Source organism: Desulfosarcina sp. (assembly GCF_055467485.1).
Genome location: NZ_JBUOIV010000062.1, coordinates 17,434 through 32,563 on the forward strand (window position 1 = coordinate 17,434; position 15,130 = coordinate 32,563).

General features: G+C 54.9%; 15 protein-coding genes. 12 read left to right on the forward strand and 3 right to left on the reverse strand.

Annotated features, from left to right (window positions below):
* Positions 1-35: 35 nt before the first annotated feature.
* From ACZCED_RS20865 to ACZCED_RS20875, 3 genes are all read right to left on the reverse strand, one after another.
* Positions 36-689, reverse strand: a complete 654-nt coding sequence (locus ACZCED_RS20865) for a potassium channel family protein (protein WP_462971751.1) — start codon at positions 687-689, stop codon at positions 36-38.
* Positions 690-693: 4 nt separating this feature from the next.
* Positions 694-2,079, reverse strand: coding sequence for a TrkH family potassium uptake protein (locus ACZCED_RS20870; RefSeq protein ID WP_462971752.1), 1,386 nt, complete (start codon positions 2,077-2,079; stop codon positions 694-696).
* A 241-nt stretch (positions 2,080-2,320) separates the two neighbouring features.
* The gene (locus ACZCED_RS20875; protein WP_464861615.1) at positions 2,321-3,808 is read right to left on the reverse strand and encodes a sigma-54-dependent transcriptional regulator; all 1,488 of its coding nucleotides are present in this window, start codon (positions 3,806-3,808) and stop codon (positions 2,321-2,323) included.
* A 255-nt stretch (positions 3,809-4,063) separates the two neighbouring features.
* On the opposite strand from ACZCED_RS20875, the gene ACZCED_RS20880 reads away from it, so the two are divergent.
* From ACZCED_RS20880 to ACZCED_RS20935, 12 genes are all read left to right on the forward strand, one after another.
* Positions 4,064-4,435: a response regulator gene (locus ACZCED_RS20880; protein ID WP_464861616.1), complete on the forward strand. Its 372-nt coding sequence runs from the start codon at positions 4,064-4,066 to the stop codon at positions 4,433-4,435.
* Complete coding sequence (locus tag ACZCED_RS20885; protein WP_462971755.1) at positions 4,432-6,192, forward strand: sensor histidine kinase; 1,761 nt, start codon at positions 4,432-4,434, stop codon at positions 6,190-6,192. The genes ACZCED_RS20880 and ACZCED_RS20885 overlap by 4 nt, the downstream gene beginning before the upstream one ends.
* Positions 6,189-6,548, forward strand: coding sequence for a response regulator (locus ACZCED_RS20890; protein ID WP_462971756.1), 360 nt, complete (start codon positions 6,189-6,191; stop codon positions 6,546-6,548). Before ACZCED_RS20885 ends, ACZCED_RS20890 begins: the two co-directional genes overlap by 4 nt.
* Before the next feature lie 89 nt (positions 6,549-6,637).
* Positions 6,638-7,318 (forward strand): hypothetical protein, encoded by a 681-nt coding sequence (locus ACZCED_RS20895; RefSeq protein WP_462971757.1) that lies wholly within the window; start codon positions 6,638-6,640, stop codon positions 7,316-7,318.
* A 71-nt stretch (positions 7,319-7,389) separates the two neighbouring features.
* A complete protein-coding gene (locus ACZCED_RS20900) occupies positions 7,390-9,522 on the forward strand; it encodes a SulP family inorganic anion transporter (RefSeq protein WP_462971758.1) in 2,133 nt (710 codons plus the stop codon).
* A gap of 15 nt (positions 9,523-9,537) precedes the next feature.
* The gene (locus ACZCED_RS20905) at positions 9,538-10,791 is read left to right on the forward strand and encodes a response regulator (protein ID WP_464861617.1); all 1,254 of its coding nucleotides are present in this window, start codon (positions 9,538-9,540) and stop codon (positions 10,789-10,791) included.
* A 116-nt stretch (positions 10,792-10,907) separates the two neighbouring features.
* Positions 10,908-11,402: a response regulator gene (locus ACZCED_RS20910; RefSeq protein WP_464861618.1), complete on the forward strand. Its 495-nt coding sequence runs from the start codon at positions 10,908-10,910 to the stop codon at positions 11,400-11,402.
* 21 nt (positions 11,403-11,423) lie between these two features.
* On the forward strand, positions 11,424-11,927 hold the full coding sequence (locus ACZCED_RS20915; RefSeq protein ID WP_464861619.1) for a hypothetical protein: 504 nt from the start codon (positions 11,424-11,426) through the stop codon (positions 11,925-11,927).
* 324 nt (positions 11,928-12,251) lie between these two features.
* Positions 12,252-13,022 (forward strand): universal stress protein, encoded by a 771-nt coding sequence (locus ACZCED_RS20920; RefSeq protein ID WP_462971762.1) that lies wholly within the window; start codon positions 12,252-12,254, stop codon positions 13,020-13,022.
* A 108-nt stretch (positions 13,023-13,130) separates the two neighbouring features.
* Positions 13,131-13,850 (forward strand): hypothetical protein, encoded by a 720-nt coding sequence (locus ACZCED_RS20925; RefSeq protein ID WP_462971763.1) that lies wholly within the window; start codon positions 13,131-13,133, stop codon positions 13,848-13,850.
* A 108-nt stretch (positions 13,851-13,958) separates the two neighbouring features.
* Positions 13,959-14,534, forward strand: a complete 576-nt coding sequence (locus ACZCED_RS20930; protein ID WP_462971764.1) for a CBS domain-containing protein — start codon at positions 13,959-13,961, stop codon at positions 14,532-14,534.
* A gap of 131 nt (positions 14,535-14,665) precedes the next feature.
* Positions 14,666-15,130: ArsB/NhaD family transporter (locus ACZCED_RS20935; protein ID WP_464861620.1), on the forward strand; the 465-nt coding region annotated here is incomplete at its 3' end.

A 15,130-nucleotide genomic window follows, 5' to 3' on the forward strand; every position in this document is an offset into this window, starting at 1 on the left:
AAACCGCCGGGTCGGCGGTGTTATGAGGGTGTGGACTATTCTTTGAGATCTGCCAGTGCTTTGTCGGGACCCAGCAGGACAAGCACGTCACTGTCTTTGACGAGGTAGCGGCCTGTGGGAATCATGACCACATTTTCGGGTACCAGCTCCTTCACGGCGACCACCTGAATTCCGTGCTTGTTGATCAAATCCAGTTCGATCAAACTTTTTCCAATGAATGCATTGGGGGGAGCCAGTTCAACAATGCTGTACCCCTCCATGAAGGGGAGGTAGTCCAGCACGTTGGGGTTGTCCAGACGCTGGGCCGCGGTCAGGGCGATATCCTTTTCAGGGAAATAGATGTCGTCGGCCCCTATTTTTCGCAGAATTCGACCATGGGCATTGCTCACGGCCTTGGCCACCACTCGCTTGACGCCTATGTCCTTGACGTTGAGGGTGGCCAGGATGGAGCTGTTGAGGATAGACCCGATGCTGACTACGACGGCATCCATCTTTTCAAGCTCCAGTTCCTTCAGGGCCTGGATATCGGTGGCGTCGGCAATGACGGCCCGGCTCACCTGATCCCGGATTTCCTGGACCTGCCGGGGATTGATGTCGATGCCCAGCACCTCGTGGCCCTTCTGAAACAGCCTGGAGGCAAGATAAAAGCCGAAATTTCCCAGTCCGATCACGGTAAATTGTTTTTTCATCTTTTCATCCGATCATGATGTTTTCTTCGGCAAACTGAAACCGGTTGATGCGTTCGCGGCTCACGGCGAGGCCGACGACCATCGGTCCCAGCCGGCCGATGAACATGAGCGCGGTAATGGTGAGGCGGCCAAACGATGTCAGGGTGTCGGTAATACCGGTTGACAGGCCGACGGTGCCAAAGGCGCTGATGGTTTCGAAAAACAGCTCCAGGAATCGCCCGCGGGTTCGGGTGTGGGAGATCCCGCCCAATTCACTGATCATCAGCACCATGATGGCCAGGGTGATGGCCGCCGCGCTGATCATGACCACGCTGGTGGCCTTGGACATGCTGGCCTCGGTCAGCGTGCGCCGGAAGACCTGGGGGCGGCTGAATCCTCTCAGCCGCGAAACGCCCAGCACGGCCAGTCCGGCGACGGTGGTGGTTTTCACCCCCCCGCCGCAGGATCCGGGACAGGCGCCGATAAACATGAGGATGCACAGCATGAAAAGGGTTTCGTTGGCCATGATGCCCATGTCCAGTGTGTTGAATCCGGCGGTTCTGGCACTGACCGACTGAAACAGGGCCGCCAGCAGGCGTCCGGGGACGCTGAGGGGCGCAAGGGTGTTGTTCCACTCCATGTACAGGATCGCCAGGGTTCCCAGGAGGATGAGAAGCGCGCTGGCGGACAGCGCCAGGCGGCTGTGCAGGCTCAGGCGTTTCATGGGCGCGCTCTTGCTGAGAAACCTGTTTTTTACATCGGCGATGACCACAAAGCCGATGCCGCCGATGACGATCAGCAAGCATAGCACCCCATTGACGATCCAATCTTCACGGTAGCTGACGAAGCTGTCCGGGTATAGGGAAAAACCGGCGTTGCAGAAGGCACTGACGGCATGAAAAACGGCCGGGTAGGCGGCTTGCCCCCAACCCGCTGTCGGTGCCGTTCGCAGATAGAGACACAACGCTCCGGCCGCCTCGATGGCAAAGGCGGTGATGAAGATTGCCCTGAGCACCGAAACCACGGTCTGCTTGCCCTCGCCGTAGGTGAAGGTGTCCTTGATGATGGCCTGTCCGGAAAGGGTGGGGCGCCCTTTCATCATCATCAGCAGCAGGGTGGAGATGGTCAGGATCCCCAGTCCGCCCACCTGAATCAGCATCAGGATGACTATCTGGCCGAACAGGGTCAACTGCCGGCCGATATCAACCAGAGACAGGCCGGTGACGCAGCTGGCCGAGGTGGACATGAAAAGCGCATCCACAAACCCCATGGGCGGCCCGGCCGCGGATGCCGGCAGCATGAGCAGGGCCGTGCCCACGGCGATCAGCAGGGCGAACCCCAGAATCGACATGCGTGCCGGTGAGCGCAGCAGGTGAATGGATAGCCTTGAGATCAGCGAGTTGTTATTCATGGGGTTAATGAATGAGCCGCATTCTTTTTCAGCCGGTACAACAATATCATATCGCCGGATAAACGGGACCGTTTTTTGTTGGCCGCCTGAAAAAAAGGGTTGTCGAAGCTATTGGAAAGTTGATCCGTTTTTCGTGGATTGCCATTTACTTGTGATGGTCAGGCTGGCGGGAGGGCTTCGGCGGAAACGCCGGAAACCGGCTGTGGGCAGATATTCGGCCGGAAAAGGGGGGGCGAAAGGATCATTGGCCGTGCTGCTCGGCCTTGAGCAGTTTCAACTTTCGCCACAGGGCCGCGCGACTGATTCCCAATATTTCCGCTGTCCTGGATTTGTTTCCATTGGACGCCTCGAGAACTTCGACGATGTAGCGCTTCTCCAGCTCTGCGAGCGTTGAAAATTGTCTGGATTCCGACGGCCCGGACGATTTCAGTTCCTCTATAAATCTGACCGGCAGATGCTTTCGCTCGATGGTGTCGCCATCGGCAAGGATCACCGCCCGCTCCACGATATGTTCCAGTTCACGGACATTCCCGGGGAAATCGTAATCGACGAAGAGCTTCACGACATCCGGCGAAATCGAATCAACCCGTTTTCCCAGTTCCCGGCGGTACTTGTCGAAGAAGTACCGAAAGAGGGGATGAATGTCATCCTTGCGCTCGCGCAGCGGCGGGATGGTCAGTTCGAACAGTTTCAGCCGGTCGTAGAGGACCTTTCGGAAGGCGCCTGCTCGGGTGCAAGCCGCCAGATCCGTATCGCAGGCGACAAGGATGCGGATATCGATGCCCGTCTCTTTCAGACTGCCGGAGCGTTGGTTGTCGGCCATGTCTAATATGCTCTGCAGCTGATCCTGCATGTTGAGCGGCATTTCCTCAACCTGATCGAATAGGAGCGTACCCACCTGGTCGGTACTGAAAATTCCGCTGCGGGTCCGGATGGCCTCGGCCAGATTCCCGCTTTTGTAGCCGAGCAACTGTCCGGCGAGCTGTTCGCTGCCGAAGTTGGCACAATTGATGGCCAGAAAGCGCTGGGCCCGGCGCATGCTCCCTGCGTGGATGACTCTGGCTGCCAGCTCCTTGCCGGTGCCCGGTTCGCCGCTCAGGGTCACCGTGCAGTCCAACGGCGCCACGCGTTCGATGTTTTTGCGTAGCTCCTGCATAGCCGGCGTCTCCCCGACAATGCGCAGCCGTTCCCTGTCGACGGGCCGGCTCGAACCGGTCGACAACACTTCCGCCCGTTCTCGGGGACCAGTAAAATCACGATGGGGGTGGATCTCGATTTCATTGGCCGGATATGCACCGACTGGGGCTTCGCCGCCTGCCGGCTGGCGGGGAGCCGCTGCCGCCGGACGGATGACGACAACTTTACCGTCGCTGTTCAGTTTTTTGATAAATTTCCAGAAATCCCCCATCTCCTCTTTTTCGAAATAGACCGTGTTGAGAGACTCGGTGGCCTGCTTGACCTTGTCGTTGCCATGCCCGGTAAGCAGGACGGTTTTTAAGCCGGGCTTGATTTCCTTGAGCTTGGTAATCGTCACCAGCCCGTTCATATCCGGCATCTGAAGATCGACGATGGCAATGTCGATTGGATGGTTCCGGGCAATATCGATTGCCGCCATGCCATTGGTTGCCGTGAACGGCACGAACCCCAGTACCTTCATTCGCTGGGCAATGGTTTCGAGTAATTTTTCTTCATCATCGACCAGGAGGACGCGTTTTGCATTTCCGGTCATGTTCTATTTCCTTCCGTCCGGGTCAAGACAACCAAGACCTTTTATACATATGACAGGTTCGGCAAGCAAAATCACTTTGTCATTACCACATCAACCGGCGAGACGCATGGTTTTTGGTTCTCGCTACAGTGGGAAAGGTCATTTGTTTCATTATTTACCACAAGCGAAGAAAGTGTTTACAAAATAAACTTTATAATCTATAGATCTCTTATAAGTTATGTTTTTAAACAGGTCAACCTAAAAATATGTTGAAAAATGAAACAATATGACTTATTGATTGTCGATGACGAACAGCGCTATGCCGATATGCTGGCCAAAAGGTTGGGGCTGCGCAGCCTGACCTGCAAGGTCTGTTATGACGGCCGGACGGCCATAGACATCGTCGGAAAGGAATCTTTTTCAGTGGTTATCCTTGACCTGCGGTTGCCTGATCTCTACGGCACGGAGGTACTGATACGGATCAAGCAGTGCCGGCCCGAAACCGCGGTCATCATTTTAACCGGTCATGGGACGGAGAAGGATCGGGAGCAGTGCCTGGCCTGCGGGGCGCATTCTTTCATGAACAAACCGTTGGACATCGATCGATTGGTGGCCATGATGGCCCGGATTAAAGAGAGATCGTCATGATGAAAATCCTGAACCGACTTCCGGCGGCCATATGGCCGCGGTTTCATCGTAACCATGACGAGCATCTCAATCCGTATTATACCTTCCAGGATTATCGGCAGACCTGGGGCATGACTATTTTTGTCCTGATGATGACAGCCCTTGTACCGCTGGTCGTCATGACCCTTATCTACTACCAGCTGATCGAAACATCCATCAATACCGAATCCCTCCTGCGCACCGAGCGGTTGGCCTCCAACGCCCGCAGAGCGGTCACGTTCTTTCTGGAGGAACGCCTGGCTGCGTTGACCTTCACGGTCAATGAAATGGGCTACGACCAGTTGACCGATCCCGGGCACCTTTCCGAGGTTCTGCGGAATTTAAAGCTGGGTTTCGGCGGGTTGACCGACCTGAGTGTGATCGCAGATACCGGAACCCAAGTGACCTATGCCGGCCCTTTCAACCTGGAAGGCAAGGATTACAGTAACCAGCCCTGGTTTATGGAGTGTCAGCAGCACAATGCCTGCGTCAGTGAAATCTTTTCGGGCTACCGCGACGTTCCCCATATCGTCGTGGCCGTCAAGTCCATGCGCCCGGACGGCCGGTTCTTTGTATTGCGGGCGACCCTGGAGACCGAGCGCCTGATACAGACCCTCTCATCTTACAAAACCGGGGAACATGCGGATATTTTCCTGGTTAACCGGAACGGCCTGCTCCAGACCCCTTCGCAGTTTTATGAAGGAGCGTCCCATCATATGAATATACCCCTGCCGGCATACTCCGACCGGACGAGAGCGATGATGTCGGTCGATCGAAACGGTCAACCCATCCTCATCGGTTATGCTTTCATCGACACCGCGATTGCCCCCACATCATTTATCCTCATGGTGGTTAAGCAAAAAGCCGGGATGATGAAAGTGTGGCTGGACCTGCGATCGAATATCAACTGGTTTTTGGGCGTCAGTGCCGTGATTATCGCCATTGTGATCACGCTGACCTCAACGGTGATGGTGAACCAGATATTCCAGGCAGACCGTCAAAAGGCCGAAACCATGGTCGCGGCGGAACGTAACTGTCAGCTGGCTTCCATCGGGCAGCTGGCCGCCGGAGTGGCCCACGAAATCAACAATCCGCTGGCATTGATCAATGAAACCGCCGGTTATGTGAAAGACCTGTTCACCATCAAGCAGCAGTACAAGGAAGACCCGGATCTGATTGAACACGTCGATTCGATCATCGATGCGGTGGAGCGTTGCGGCACCATCACCCGACAATTGCTGGGCTTCGCCCGCCGTTTTGACGTTCAAATGCAGCCCATCGATTTAAAAGATATGGTTGCCGATGTGATCAATTTCCACAAGAAAGAGGCTGAATACCGCAATATTACGATTCACGTGGACATTCCGGAAACCATTCCCCTCATCGAAACCGATCGGGGAAAGCTGCAGCAGATCATCCTCAACCTGGTGAACAACGCCTTTCAGGCCATTGACAACGGGTGCTTCCTGGACGTTCGGGCGGAGATGGATGGGCCGGAACAGGTGCGCCTGTCGATCCGCGACAATGGATGCGGTATTTCGGAAGACCACCTCAATAAAGTCTTCGAACCGTTTTTTACCACAAAAAAGGAAGGCCAGGGAACCGGTCTTGGCCTTTCCATTACCTACGGCCTCGTTCAAAAACTTCATGGAAACATCACGGTTCAGAGCAAAACGGGACAGGGAACCACATTTGTGGTGACGCTGCCCGTCCAAATCAAGAAGGAAAACCAATCATGAAGGTGCTGCTGGTAGATGATGAACAGAAATTCGCGTTGATGCTGGCCAAACGCTTGGAATTAAGGGGGATACAGGTTGTGGTCTTCTTTTCCGGTGAAAAGGCGCTTGACACGGTCGAACAGGGCAATCGGTTTGATGTGGCCATTCTGGATGTCAAAATGCCGGGAATCGGCGGTATTGAATTGAAGCGCAGACTGCGCCTGCTGGATGAGCGGATGAAATTTGTATTTCTGACCGGCCACGGTTCCAAAATTGATTCGACGACGGGGGCCCTTGAGGCGGAGAACTACCTGCCCAAGCCATTGCAGATCGATGTGCTGATTGAAACCCTGAATCGTCTGGCCGAAGGGGTGTAAGATGGCTTCGAATTCGACGGTGACTGTGAGGGAGCGACTCGACCGATGCTCCCCGAGGGGGAAATGCTCTTATTAGGCGAGGGATGACGATGGACAACGCGAAAGATTGGTTTGGATACGACAGCCTGGCCTTTTTCGGGAGGGTCAACGCCTCGATTTCCCATGAGCTGAAAAACGTCATGGCCATCATTTCCGAGACGGCCGGGCTGCTCGGCGACTTGTCGGAATTGGCCCGGGGGGGGGAATCCATCGACCCTGAAATACTCACCAGCAGCACCGACAGCATCATCGAGGAAATCCAGCGGGGGTTCACCACCATCCGACAGATGAATCGGTTTGCCCACAGTGTCGATACCCCTGTCGCATCCGTCGATCTGTTGGAAATCCTGGACCTGGTCTGCAACCTTTCCGGCTACCTGTCCTTTGCCGGAAAAACCAACCTGCAAGCTGGCGCAGGGACAGCCGCCATGGCGCAGACCTGTCCGTTCATTCTCCAGGCGATCCTTTACCAGGCGGTGGTCCATATTTTCCAGAATGCCGATCCGGGGGCAAAACTGGATATATCCGTTCAATCCAAAACCGAATCGAACTGGCGGATCTGTTTTGCCGGACTCAGTTTCAAGGAACTGGAGGCGTTCCCCGATGACCGCGTCAATCACATGGCGGCATCGATCGGCGTTTCCATCCGCTGGAACCGCACTTCGGATTGCCTGGAAATTGATGTTCCGGTCTCCTTTGGGTTTGCTCAGGGCAATGGCGCGGCTGGATGATGGCCGGAAATAGAACTGCGGCGACCGGGCGAGGGGCTCAGCAACGCAACACTTAAGGATAGGAGTGGCACATGGTGGCAAAGGTATTCCCTTTTTTGGCGTGGTTCAAAAACTACGACAAGGCATCCCTGCAACTTGACGCGCTTTCGGGCCTGACCGTGGCCCTGGTTCTGATTCCTCAATCCATGGCCTATGCCCAACTCGCGGGACTGCCCGCCTACTACGGACTCTACGCTTCATTCCTGCCGCCGATGGTCGCCGCCTTGTTCGGATCGAGCCGCCAGCTGGCCACCGGGCCCGTGGCCATCGTTTCACTCATGACATCGGCTTCCCTCGCACCGCTTGCTACCATCGGCAGTCCCGGGTACATCGCCTATGCGGTTTTGCTGGCCCTGATGGTAGGCATCTTTCAGTTGTCCTTGGGTGTCCTGCGCCTGGGGCTGGTGGTCAACTTCCTGTCCCATCCGGTGGTCAACGGCTTCACCAACGCCGCCGCCCTGATTATCGCATCCTCTCAGCTTTCCAAGATGTTCGGTGTTTATGTCGATAATGCGCCGCACCACTACGAAACCATTATCAATGTGGTCAAGGCGGCCATGCACTACACGCATTGGCCGACCTTGTTGATCGGTGCATTCGCCTTCGGCATCATGTACGGCCTCAGATGGCTGTCACCGCGAATTCCCAATGTTCTTGTAGCCGTCGTTATTACCACAGCTATTTCCTGGTCTACCGGTTTTCAACATGACCGAGTGGTCGGCATCGATGCAATCGAGTCGGCTGACGTGCATCACCTGATCGAGGCGTTCAACAAGGCTTTCACGGCAATATCCCCCCTTGCTGAAGAGCGAACCCGACTCGGTGAGGCGTCCAGCAAAGCCAAACAGAGCCACGATGAAATCCACGTATTGGATGCCGACCATATGCTCGAGGTGACCAATTGGAACATTGATCACCTGAAGGAAGAAGTCCACGAACACCGCGAGAACCTCCGCTCAATTCTTTTTGATGGCGTTGTCCAGGCCGATGATTCCATGAAATTCTATCCCCAGGGCAAGGTCCCCGCCGGCATGCAGAGCGATGGACGCACGTGGCGTGTCAAAGTCGGCAACGAACCGCTGGACACCGGCAATCTCAAAATGATGGGCGGCGGCGCCGTGGTCGGCAACATTCCCAGAGGCTTGCCATCCATGAGTGTCCCAAAGATTGAGATCGGCGTCATGTTGCATCTGATGCCCTTTGCGGCGATCATCTCCCTGCTCGGTTTCATGGAAGCGATCGCTATTGCCAAGGCCATGGCCGGCAAAACCGGTCAACGCCTGGATCCCAATCAGGAGCTGATCGGTCAGGGATTGGGCAACATCGTCGGCGCCATCGGCAAGAGCTATCCCACGTCGGGTTCGTTCTCGCGTTCGGCGGTCAACCTCCAGGCCCGCGCCGTCAGCGGATTGTCGAGCGTCTTCACCAGCCTGGCGGTGGTGATTGTGCTTTTATTTTTCACGCCCTTGCTCTATCATCTGCCGCAGGCCGTACTGGCGGCGGTCATCATGATGGCCGTCATCGGCCTGTTGAACGTGTCGGGTTTCATCCACGCCTGGAAGGCCAAGTGGTATGACGGCGCCATCTCCATCATTTCGTTTGTCAGCACGCTGGTCTTCGCCCCCCACCTGGACAAGGGCATCATGATTGGCGTCGCGCTCTCCCTGATGGTGTTCCTCTACAAGAGCATGCGCCCCAGGGTGGCGTTCCTGTCCCGGTCGGAGGATGAAGAGCTGCGCTGCGTGGCAACCCATGGACTCCAGGAGTGTCCCTATGTGACCCTGGTACGCTTCGACGGGCCGCTCTTTTTCGCCAACGCCAGCTATCTGGAAGACACCATCACCGAAATCATCCGCAGCAAGAAGGGCCTCAACCATATCCTTATCGCGGCCCAGGGCATCAACGACATCGATTCCTCGGGGGAGGAAACCCTGTCGCTGCTGGTGGACCGGGTCCGAAGCAACGGAATCGACATATCCATGAGCGGGGTGAACGAATCGGTCATGGAAGTATTCGACCGCACGCACTTCCTGGCCAAGATCGGTGAGGATCACCTTTTCCCGACCCTGGAGAAAGGCCTCGTCGCCATCCATGAAGCCGCTCACGCAGACAACCATGAGGCGAACTGTCCGCTCTTGAACGCCTGCCGACTCGTTGAAAATTAAGAGGAGGAGTCATCCATGTCAGTCATTTCCCTGTTCAGCGGCAGCCACTGTAATGAGAAACCGGTCATCCAGGCAATCGCGTCCCGGACCGGCTATCGGTTGATTTCGGATCGCGAGGTCGTCGCCGAGGCAAGCCGTCTCTCCACTATCCCCGCCAATCGAATCGAGCGCGTGTTTTTGGACAAGGTGTCGGTGTTCAACCGCCTGACCCGCGAACGGGAACGGTCGATCGCCTATCTGCGGCTGGCCCTGGCCAACCAGCTGGCCGACCAGCAACTGATCATCAGCGGATTCAGCGGCCAACTGATCCCGCGCACGATCGATCATGTGCTGCGGGTCTGCCTGATCGCGGACATGAAATCGCGGGTCGAGGTTGCCGCCGACGCGCTGCGCGTAGAAAAAGCCGAAGCCCTCAAGGTCGTCCACCGCGAGGACGAGCAATGCGCGGCCTGGATGCATATGCTGCACGGCGCCAAGGACCCGTGGAACGCTTCCCTCTATGACATTTCCTGTCCCACCAACAAGATGTCACCGGATGACATCGCCGGGATGATAAAGAACGCCATCGACACCTCGATCATCAAGCTGGCCGATCGATCCGGGAAGGCTGGAGAGGCGGTCAGCGATTTCACCATCGCCGCCAACGTGGAGATCACCCTGGTCAAGAAGGGCCATGATGTGGGTGTCGAGGTCCAGGACGGCGTCGTCACTTTGACCATCAACAAACACGTGCTGATGCTCAACCGCCTCGAAGAAGAGCTGCGGGAGATCGCCATCCGGGTGCCGGAGGTGAAGGCGGTCCAAACCAAGGTGGGGGCCGGGTATTACCAAAACGATGTCTACCGCCGCCAGGATTTTGAAGCCCCGTCGAAGATCCTGCTGGTGGACGATGAAAAAAAATACGTCCAGACGCTGTCCAAACGGTTGATGATGCGCGAACTGGAGTCGGCAGTGGTCTATGATGGCGAATCGGCCCTCGAACTGGCCCGGGAGGACGAACCCGATGTCATGATTTTGGACCTCAGAATGCCAGGCATCGATGGCATCGAAGTGTTGCGCCAGGTGAAAAAGACTCACCCGGCGATCGAAGTCATCGTTTTGACCAGCCAGGGATCGGAAACCGATAAAAAAACGTGCATGCAGCTGGGTGCATTTGCCTTCCTTTCAAAAACGGTGGATATCGAGGAATTGAGCAAGACCATTAAGGCCGCTAAAGCGAAAATCCGTCAAGCTCGAGAGGGCCGGCAGTCGAACCAGGCGGATAGCTGACACACGCCGCACGAGTGTGTCGACCCGGTATGGATAGAACGATGCCGGCGGCGTCAGTGGACCTGCTCTTGTATTAAAGAACAATCTTTTTTCAACCCACACAAGTGGAGGGTGTCATGGAAACGGACAACACAATTAAAATTCTCTTGGTCGATGACGAAATCAAATTCTTGAAGGCGGTTTCGGAGCGGCTGTCCATCAAGGGCTTCGACGTGACGACAGCCGCTAACGGAGACGAGGCGATCAATGCGGCCAATAAAGGGGGGTTCGACGTGGCGGTATTGGATTTGCAGATGCCGGGCACCGACGGTGCGCAGGTTCTGAAAATTCTCAAAAGCAACCATAAATTCATCGAGATCATCATGCTGACCGGGCACGCCACGGTGGAATCCGCCGTGGAATGCACAAAGCTCGGCGCCTTCAAATACCTGGAAAAGCCATGCGATACCAACAAACTGGTGGAAGCACTTAAAGAAGCCTATCAGGCCAGACTGCAAAAGAAGTTTGAAAGCAATCTGAAGCGAATGGAAGCGATTCAGAAAATGTCCATGAATCAATCCCCGCTGGGGCTGCTCAGGGAAATGGCGAAGCTGGATGATAACCGCAAATAAGGGCGTATACCGGCGTTTCAATTGGTCGGCGACCTGACAATTGCGGTCAAAGATGATCAACAACCATGTGATCCGAACCCATCGCAAGTCAAGCCGGTCTGGATCCATAACACCAACCTTCACATTAAAAAGGAACATGTAATGAGAAGATCGTTTAAGGTTCAATCCACTGTGGTCACCGTTTTTGCTTTTATTTTTGTATGTATGGTTATCGGCTGCAGCAGCGGAGAAAAGTTGGAGACACAGCTCAGCGGTTCCTGGAAGCGTGTCCAAGGTGACGGTACCGTAGATATCAACCTTGAGAAAAGTCCAGCATCATTGGTCTTCGACGGCAAGACATACGCGGCCACGATCGATAAAGTGGATAAGGGCAAAAACAGTGTTCATGTCAAGGTGACCACCGACAACGGAACGTCGGAGGAGTGGGTTCTGCATCAGGTTTGGAATGACAACGGATCGACATTCAAGCTGGCCTTCAGTCACAATGGAACGCAAGAGATACTGGTGCCCGCCGGAAAGTCCTGATGGGCGATCCGTTCTAAGCAAGTCCAGCAAACCGGAAATCGACACTTATCCTCACTGGATGGCAGTTCCAAGGACTTGCCGCAGGCAAGGATATTAGCGCGTATCTCAAAAATAGGGATCAGGGTTCAAGGCAAGGCATGCAATGGTGAAAGCGTGCAGCATACAGGTAGTATGTGAGCATGTTGAGTCGTTTCATAACGCCGCCATGGGCACGCAGACTATTTTTGAGATAGGCGAGAATCATTATTTTTAAAGGTAAACATTCCCATGCGCGCCAATTTGTTCCATGTATTCCGAAACACCCCGTTGGGTCGGGAGACATTGATGCAGTCCCTATACTTTTGCCGCACGTTGGATGTCGGGTTGACGATATACATTCCGGATGCGGTGCGCTTTATGATGTACTTCGACCACGATGCCGTTCAGGTCGACCTTGACCGCTCCTATCTCAATGATCCGGAAACGGCAGCCGAACGGGCCCTATCCCTTTCTGCCGAGGCCGGGTTGAAACCACGCTTGCTCAGACCTAAAAACCGCACCGCCAGCGATCTGCCCGACATTCCGACTCATTTTGCGTTCATGTGCTGCCCGCGCAGTGTCAGTGATCTGTCTTCAAAAATCGGCTTGGGGTACATCGGTCCAAAAGTCAGGCGCATCATCCGTTCGGCTGATTTTCCGGTTTTACTGACCGCTCCGGTATTCAAACCCTGGAAAAGCGTCGCCGTTTTGTTCGGCGGATCAGACAGCGCGTTGAATGCGCTTCGATCGGGAATTCAGGTCTCCAAGCGGTCCGGCTATCCGCTTGACCTGTTCATCCAACTCGAGCAGGACCAGGACTATTATGAGCAGCGAATCCGGGAGGCCGGTCTCGAGAAACCGGTGGCTCGATATTGTCGCGAGCGATATCTGTTTGCCGATGGCGAGTTTGCCCACAACCTATACGATCTGCCCCATGATGCGCTGGTTCTGTCGGGCGCCTATGGGCACGGGTTGATAAAAAACATTCTCTTCGGAAGCAAGGTGGAAATCACCCAGGCCACGCTGACCAACGGCATGCTGGTCAGCGGCCCGCATTCAAAGACCCATTTAAACTGAGCCGATGGACAGATATAGGGCGACAGGCAACCCACTGACCACAATGGGTTTTTCCGATAACCGGGTGGCAGACGGGATCCGGGGAAAGGGTTTACTGGGTTATCAAGAATGAAATTGAAGACCGCGGTTAAACTACTCCTTTCGGTCATGGTGCTGGTGTATTCCTACCCCGGTGTGTCGCAGGCCGAGGCGGACTCGAGCGTTCAGGAAATGCAGACGGTTACGGTGTTTTCGTATCGTGCCGGCACGGGTGATTCGCGGGCAACCGCCATGGCACTGGCCCTTTATGGGGCTAAATACAATGCCGTTTTATTAATGGCCGACCATCTGGCCAGCAAGGGATTGTTGAAAGATTACGGGGACAGGAAAATGGAGATTTTCTGTCTGGTTGCCGATGAAATGGGACACCGCATCATTGATGAATCGTTTTCTGAAAAAGACCGTATCGCCACCATCAAGATTAATAGCCGTGTTTCGCTGAACGATTTTGTCAGAGCCGAAATCAGGAATGCTGCGTTCGAGAAGATAGAAAAGCATTTTTCATTTCAAGAAGAGATGGAACCGGTCGTGTCTCCGACCATCGCCCCGGGGCAGGAAATATCCAGAGCGTATCGCTACATCAGAAAGCATCATTGGCGCATGGCCATTATCTACCTGGATCATCTTGAAAAAAAATATCCGCATTGGGGCACGCTTTTTCTGGCCAAGGCGATGGCCTATATGGGGATGCATGAAGCCGACAGAGCGATCAGCGCCCTAACGTCGGCCTGTTACCTGGGCGATCAGGACGCCTGCATAAAGATCAATGAGTTGGACCCACCGGATTGAGGTGCTGGATTTTGGTCCCAACCGGTTCTGCCCGGAAAGAATAAATCCCGCTAGTCATGGGCGGCCATCAAGCGCCGGATTCATGGAACGGCCAGGCGGAGGTGCGAAATGAAATCATACAAAGTGAAAAACCTGATGGTCCCGCTTTCAGAGTATGCCACGGTCTCTGAAACGGCCACACTCTTGGAGGCCGTCAAGGCATTGAAGGCAGCGCAAGCCGCTTTTGACCAAAATCGCTATCGGCATCGGGCCATCCTGGTGATCGACAACCATAATCACATTGTCGGTAAATTGAGCCAGCATGACGTGATCGAGGCTCTTGAACCCAATTACAAGAAGATGAGAAAATCGGTGCACAACGGATCGACGCACCGACTCGGATTCAGCGATGATTTCGTTAAATCGACCATCGAGCAATACCACCTGTGGGAAAAAGCCCTGGAGAATTTGTGCGAAAAAGCCGTTTCTCAGAAGGTCGTCAAGCTCATGTATTCACCGGGAGAGGGTGAATTCGTCAATGAGAATGCGACCATGGATGAAGCCATTCATCGACTGGTCATCGGTCATCACCACTCCCTGCTGGTGACCGCCGATCACGACGCGCGTGAAATCGTCGGTGTGCTCAGGCTTACGGATGTGTTTGAGTTTGTCGGTGACGCGATGCAGGAGTGTCAATTGAAATGAGGATGCCAGGGGCTGACGGTTCAGTCGCATCAGTCAGTGAATCCCCACGGCCGATTAAGACCTGATAAAAGCGGTCTGGTTGATATTTTATGAATGGGGTCAACGGTTGACGATTTGGAAAGGACGCTGTGATGGAAGGGGTTTGGGTCCCGATTGTTGTTTTTCTGGCGGTCTATGTCGCGCTGAGCTTCGAACTGGTCAACAAGGCCGTGGCCGCGCTGCTTGGCGTCATGATCCTGCTGGTGATGCATGTGGTCAGCGAGCACCAGGCCGTCGAATTCATCGATTTTGAAACCATCATGCTGCTTTTGGGCATGATGTCCATCGTGGCCATCCTCAGAAAGTCCGGCTTTTTTTCGATCGTCTCGGTCCGGATCGCCGAGTTGACCAAAGGCAGCCCGCTGAAAATACTGATTCTCTTTTCCATCGTCACCGCCGTCTTGTCCGCTTTTCTGGACAACGTGACCACGGTGCTGATCATCATCCCCATCATCATCGAACTCACCGCGGGCATGGGCCTGGACCCCAAGATGTACGTGATCAGCCAGGCGATCATCTCCAATATCGGCGGCACGGCCACCCTGATCGGCGATCCG

Excerpts from the sequence above, each read along its gene's own strand:
- ACZCED_RS20865 (WP_462971751.1), bottom strand. The coding sequence starts at position 689 with ATGAAAAAACAATTTACCGTGATCGGACTGGGAAATTTCGGCTTTTAT.
- ACZCED_RS20870 (WP_462971752.1), bottom strand. The coding sequence starts at position 2,079 with ATGAATAACAACTCGCTGATCTCAAGGCTATCCATTCACCTGCTGCGC.
- ACZCED_RS20875 (WP_464861615.1), bottom strand. The coding sequence starts at position 3,808 with ATGACCGGAAATGCAAAACGCGTCCTCCTGGTCGATGATGAAGAAAAA.
- ACZCED_RS20880 (WP_464861616.1), top strand. The coding sequence starts at position 4,064 with ATGAAACAATATGACTTATTGATTGTCGATGACGAACAGCGCTATGCC.
- ACZCED_RS20885 (WP_462971755.1), top strand. The coding sequence starts at position 4,432 with ATGATGAAAATCCTGAACCGACTTCCGGCGGCCATATGGCCGCGGTTT.
- ACZCED_RS20890 (WP_462971756.1), top strand. The coding sequence starts at position 6,189 with ATGAAGGTGCTGCTGGTAGATGATGAACAGAAATTCGCGTTGATGCTG.
- ACZCED_RS20895 (WP_462971757.1), top strand. The coding sequence starts at position 6,638 with ATGGACAACGCGAAAGATTGGTTTGGATACGACAGCCTGGCCTTTTTC.
- ACZCED_RS20900 (WP_462971758.1), top strand. The coding sequence starts at position 7,390 with ATGGTGGCAAAGGTATTCCCTTTTTTGGCGTGGTTCAAAAACTACGAC.
- ACZCED_RS20905 (WP_464861617.1), top strand. The coding sequence starts at position 9,538 with ATGTCAGTCATTTCCCTGTTCAGCGGCAGCCACTGTAATGAGAAACCG.
- ACZCED_RS20910 (WP_464861618.1), top strand. The coding sequence starts at position 10,908 with ATGGAAACGGACAACACAATTAAAATTCTCTTGGTCGATGACGAAATC.
- ACZCED_RS20920 (WP_462971762.1), top strand. The coding sequence starts at position 12,252 with ATGCAGTCCCTATACTTTTGCCGCACGTTGGATGTCGGGTTGACGATA.
- ACZCED_RS20925 (WP_462971763.1), top strand. The coding sequence starts at position 13,131 with ATGAAATTGAAGACCGCGGTTAAACTACTCCTTTCGGTCATGGTGCTG.
- ACZCED_RS20930 (WP_462971764.1), top strand. The coding sequence starts at position 13,959 with ATGAAATCATACAAAGTGAAAAACCTGATGGTCCCGCTTTCAGAGTAT.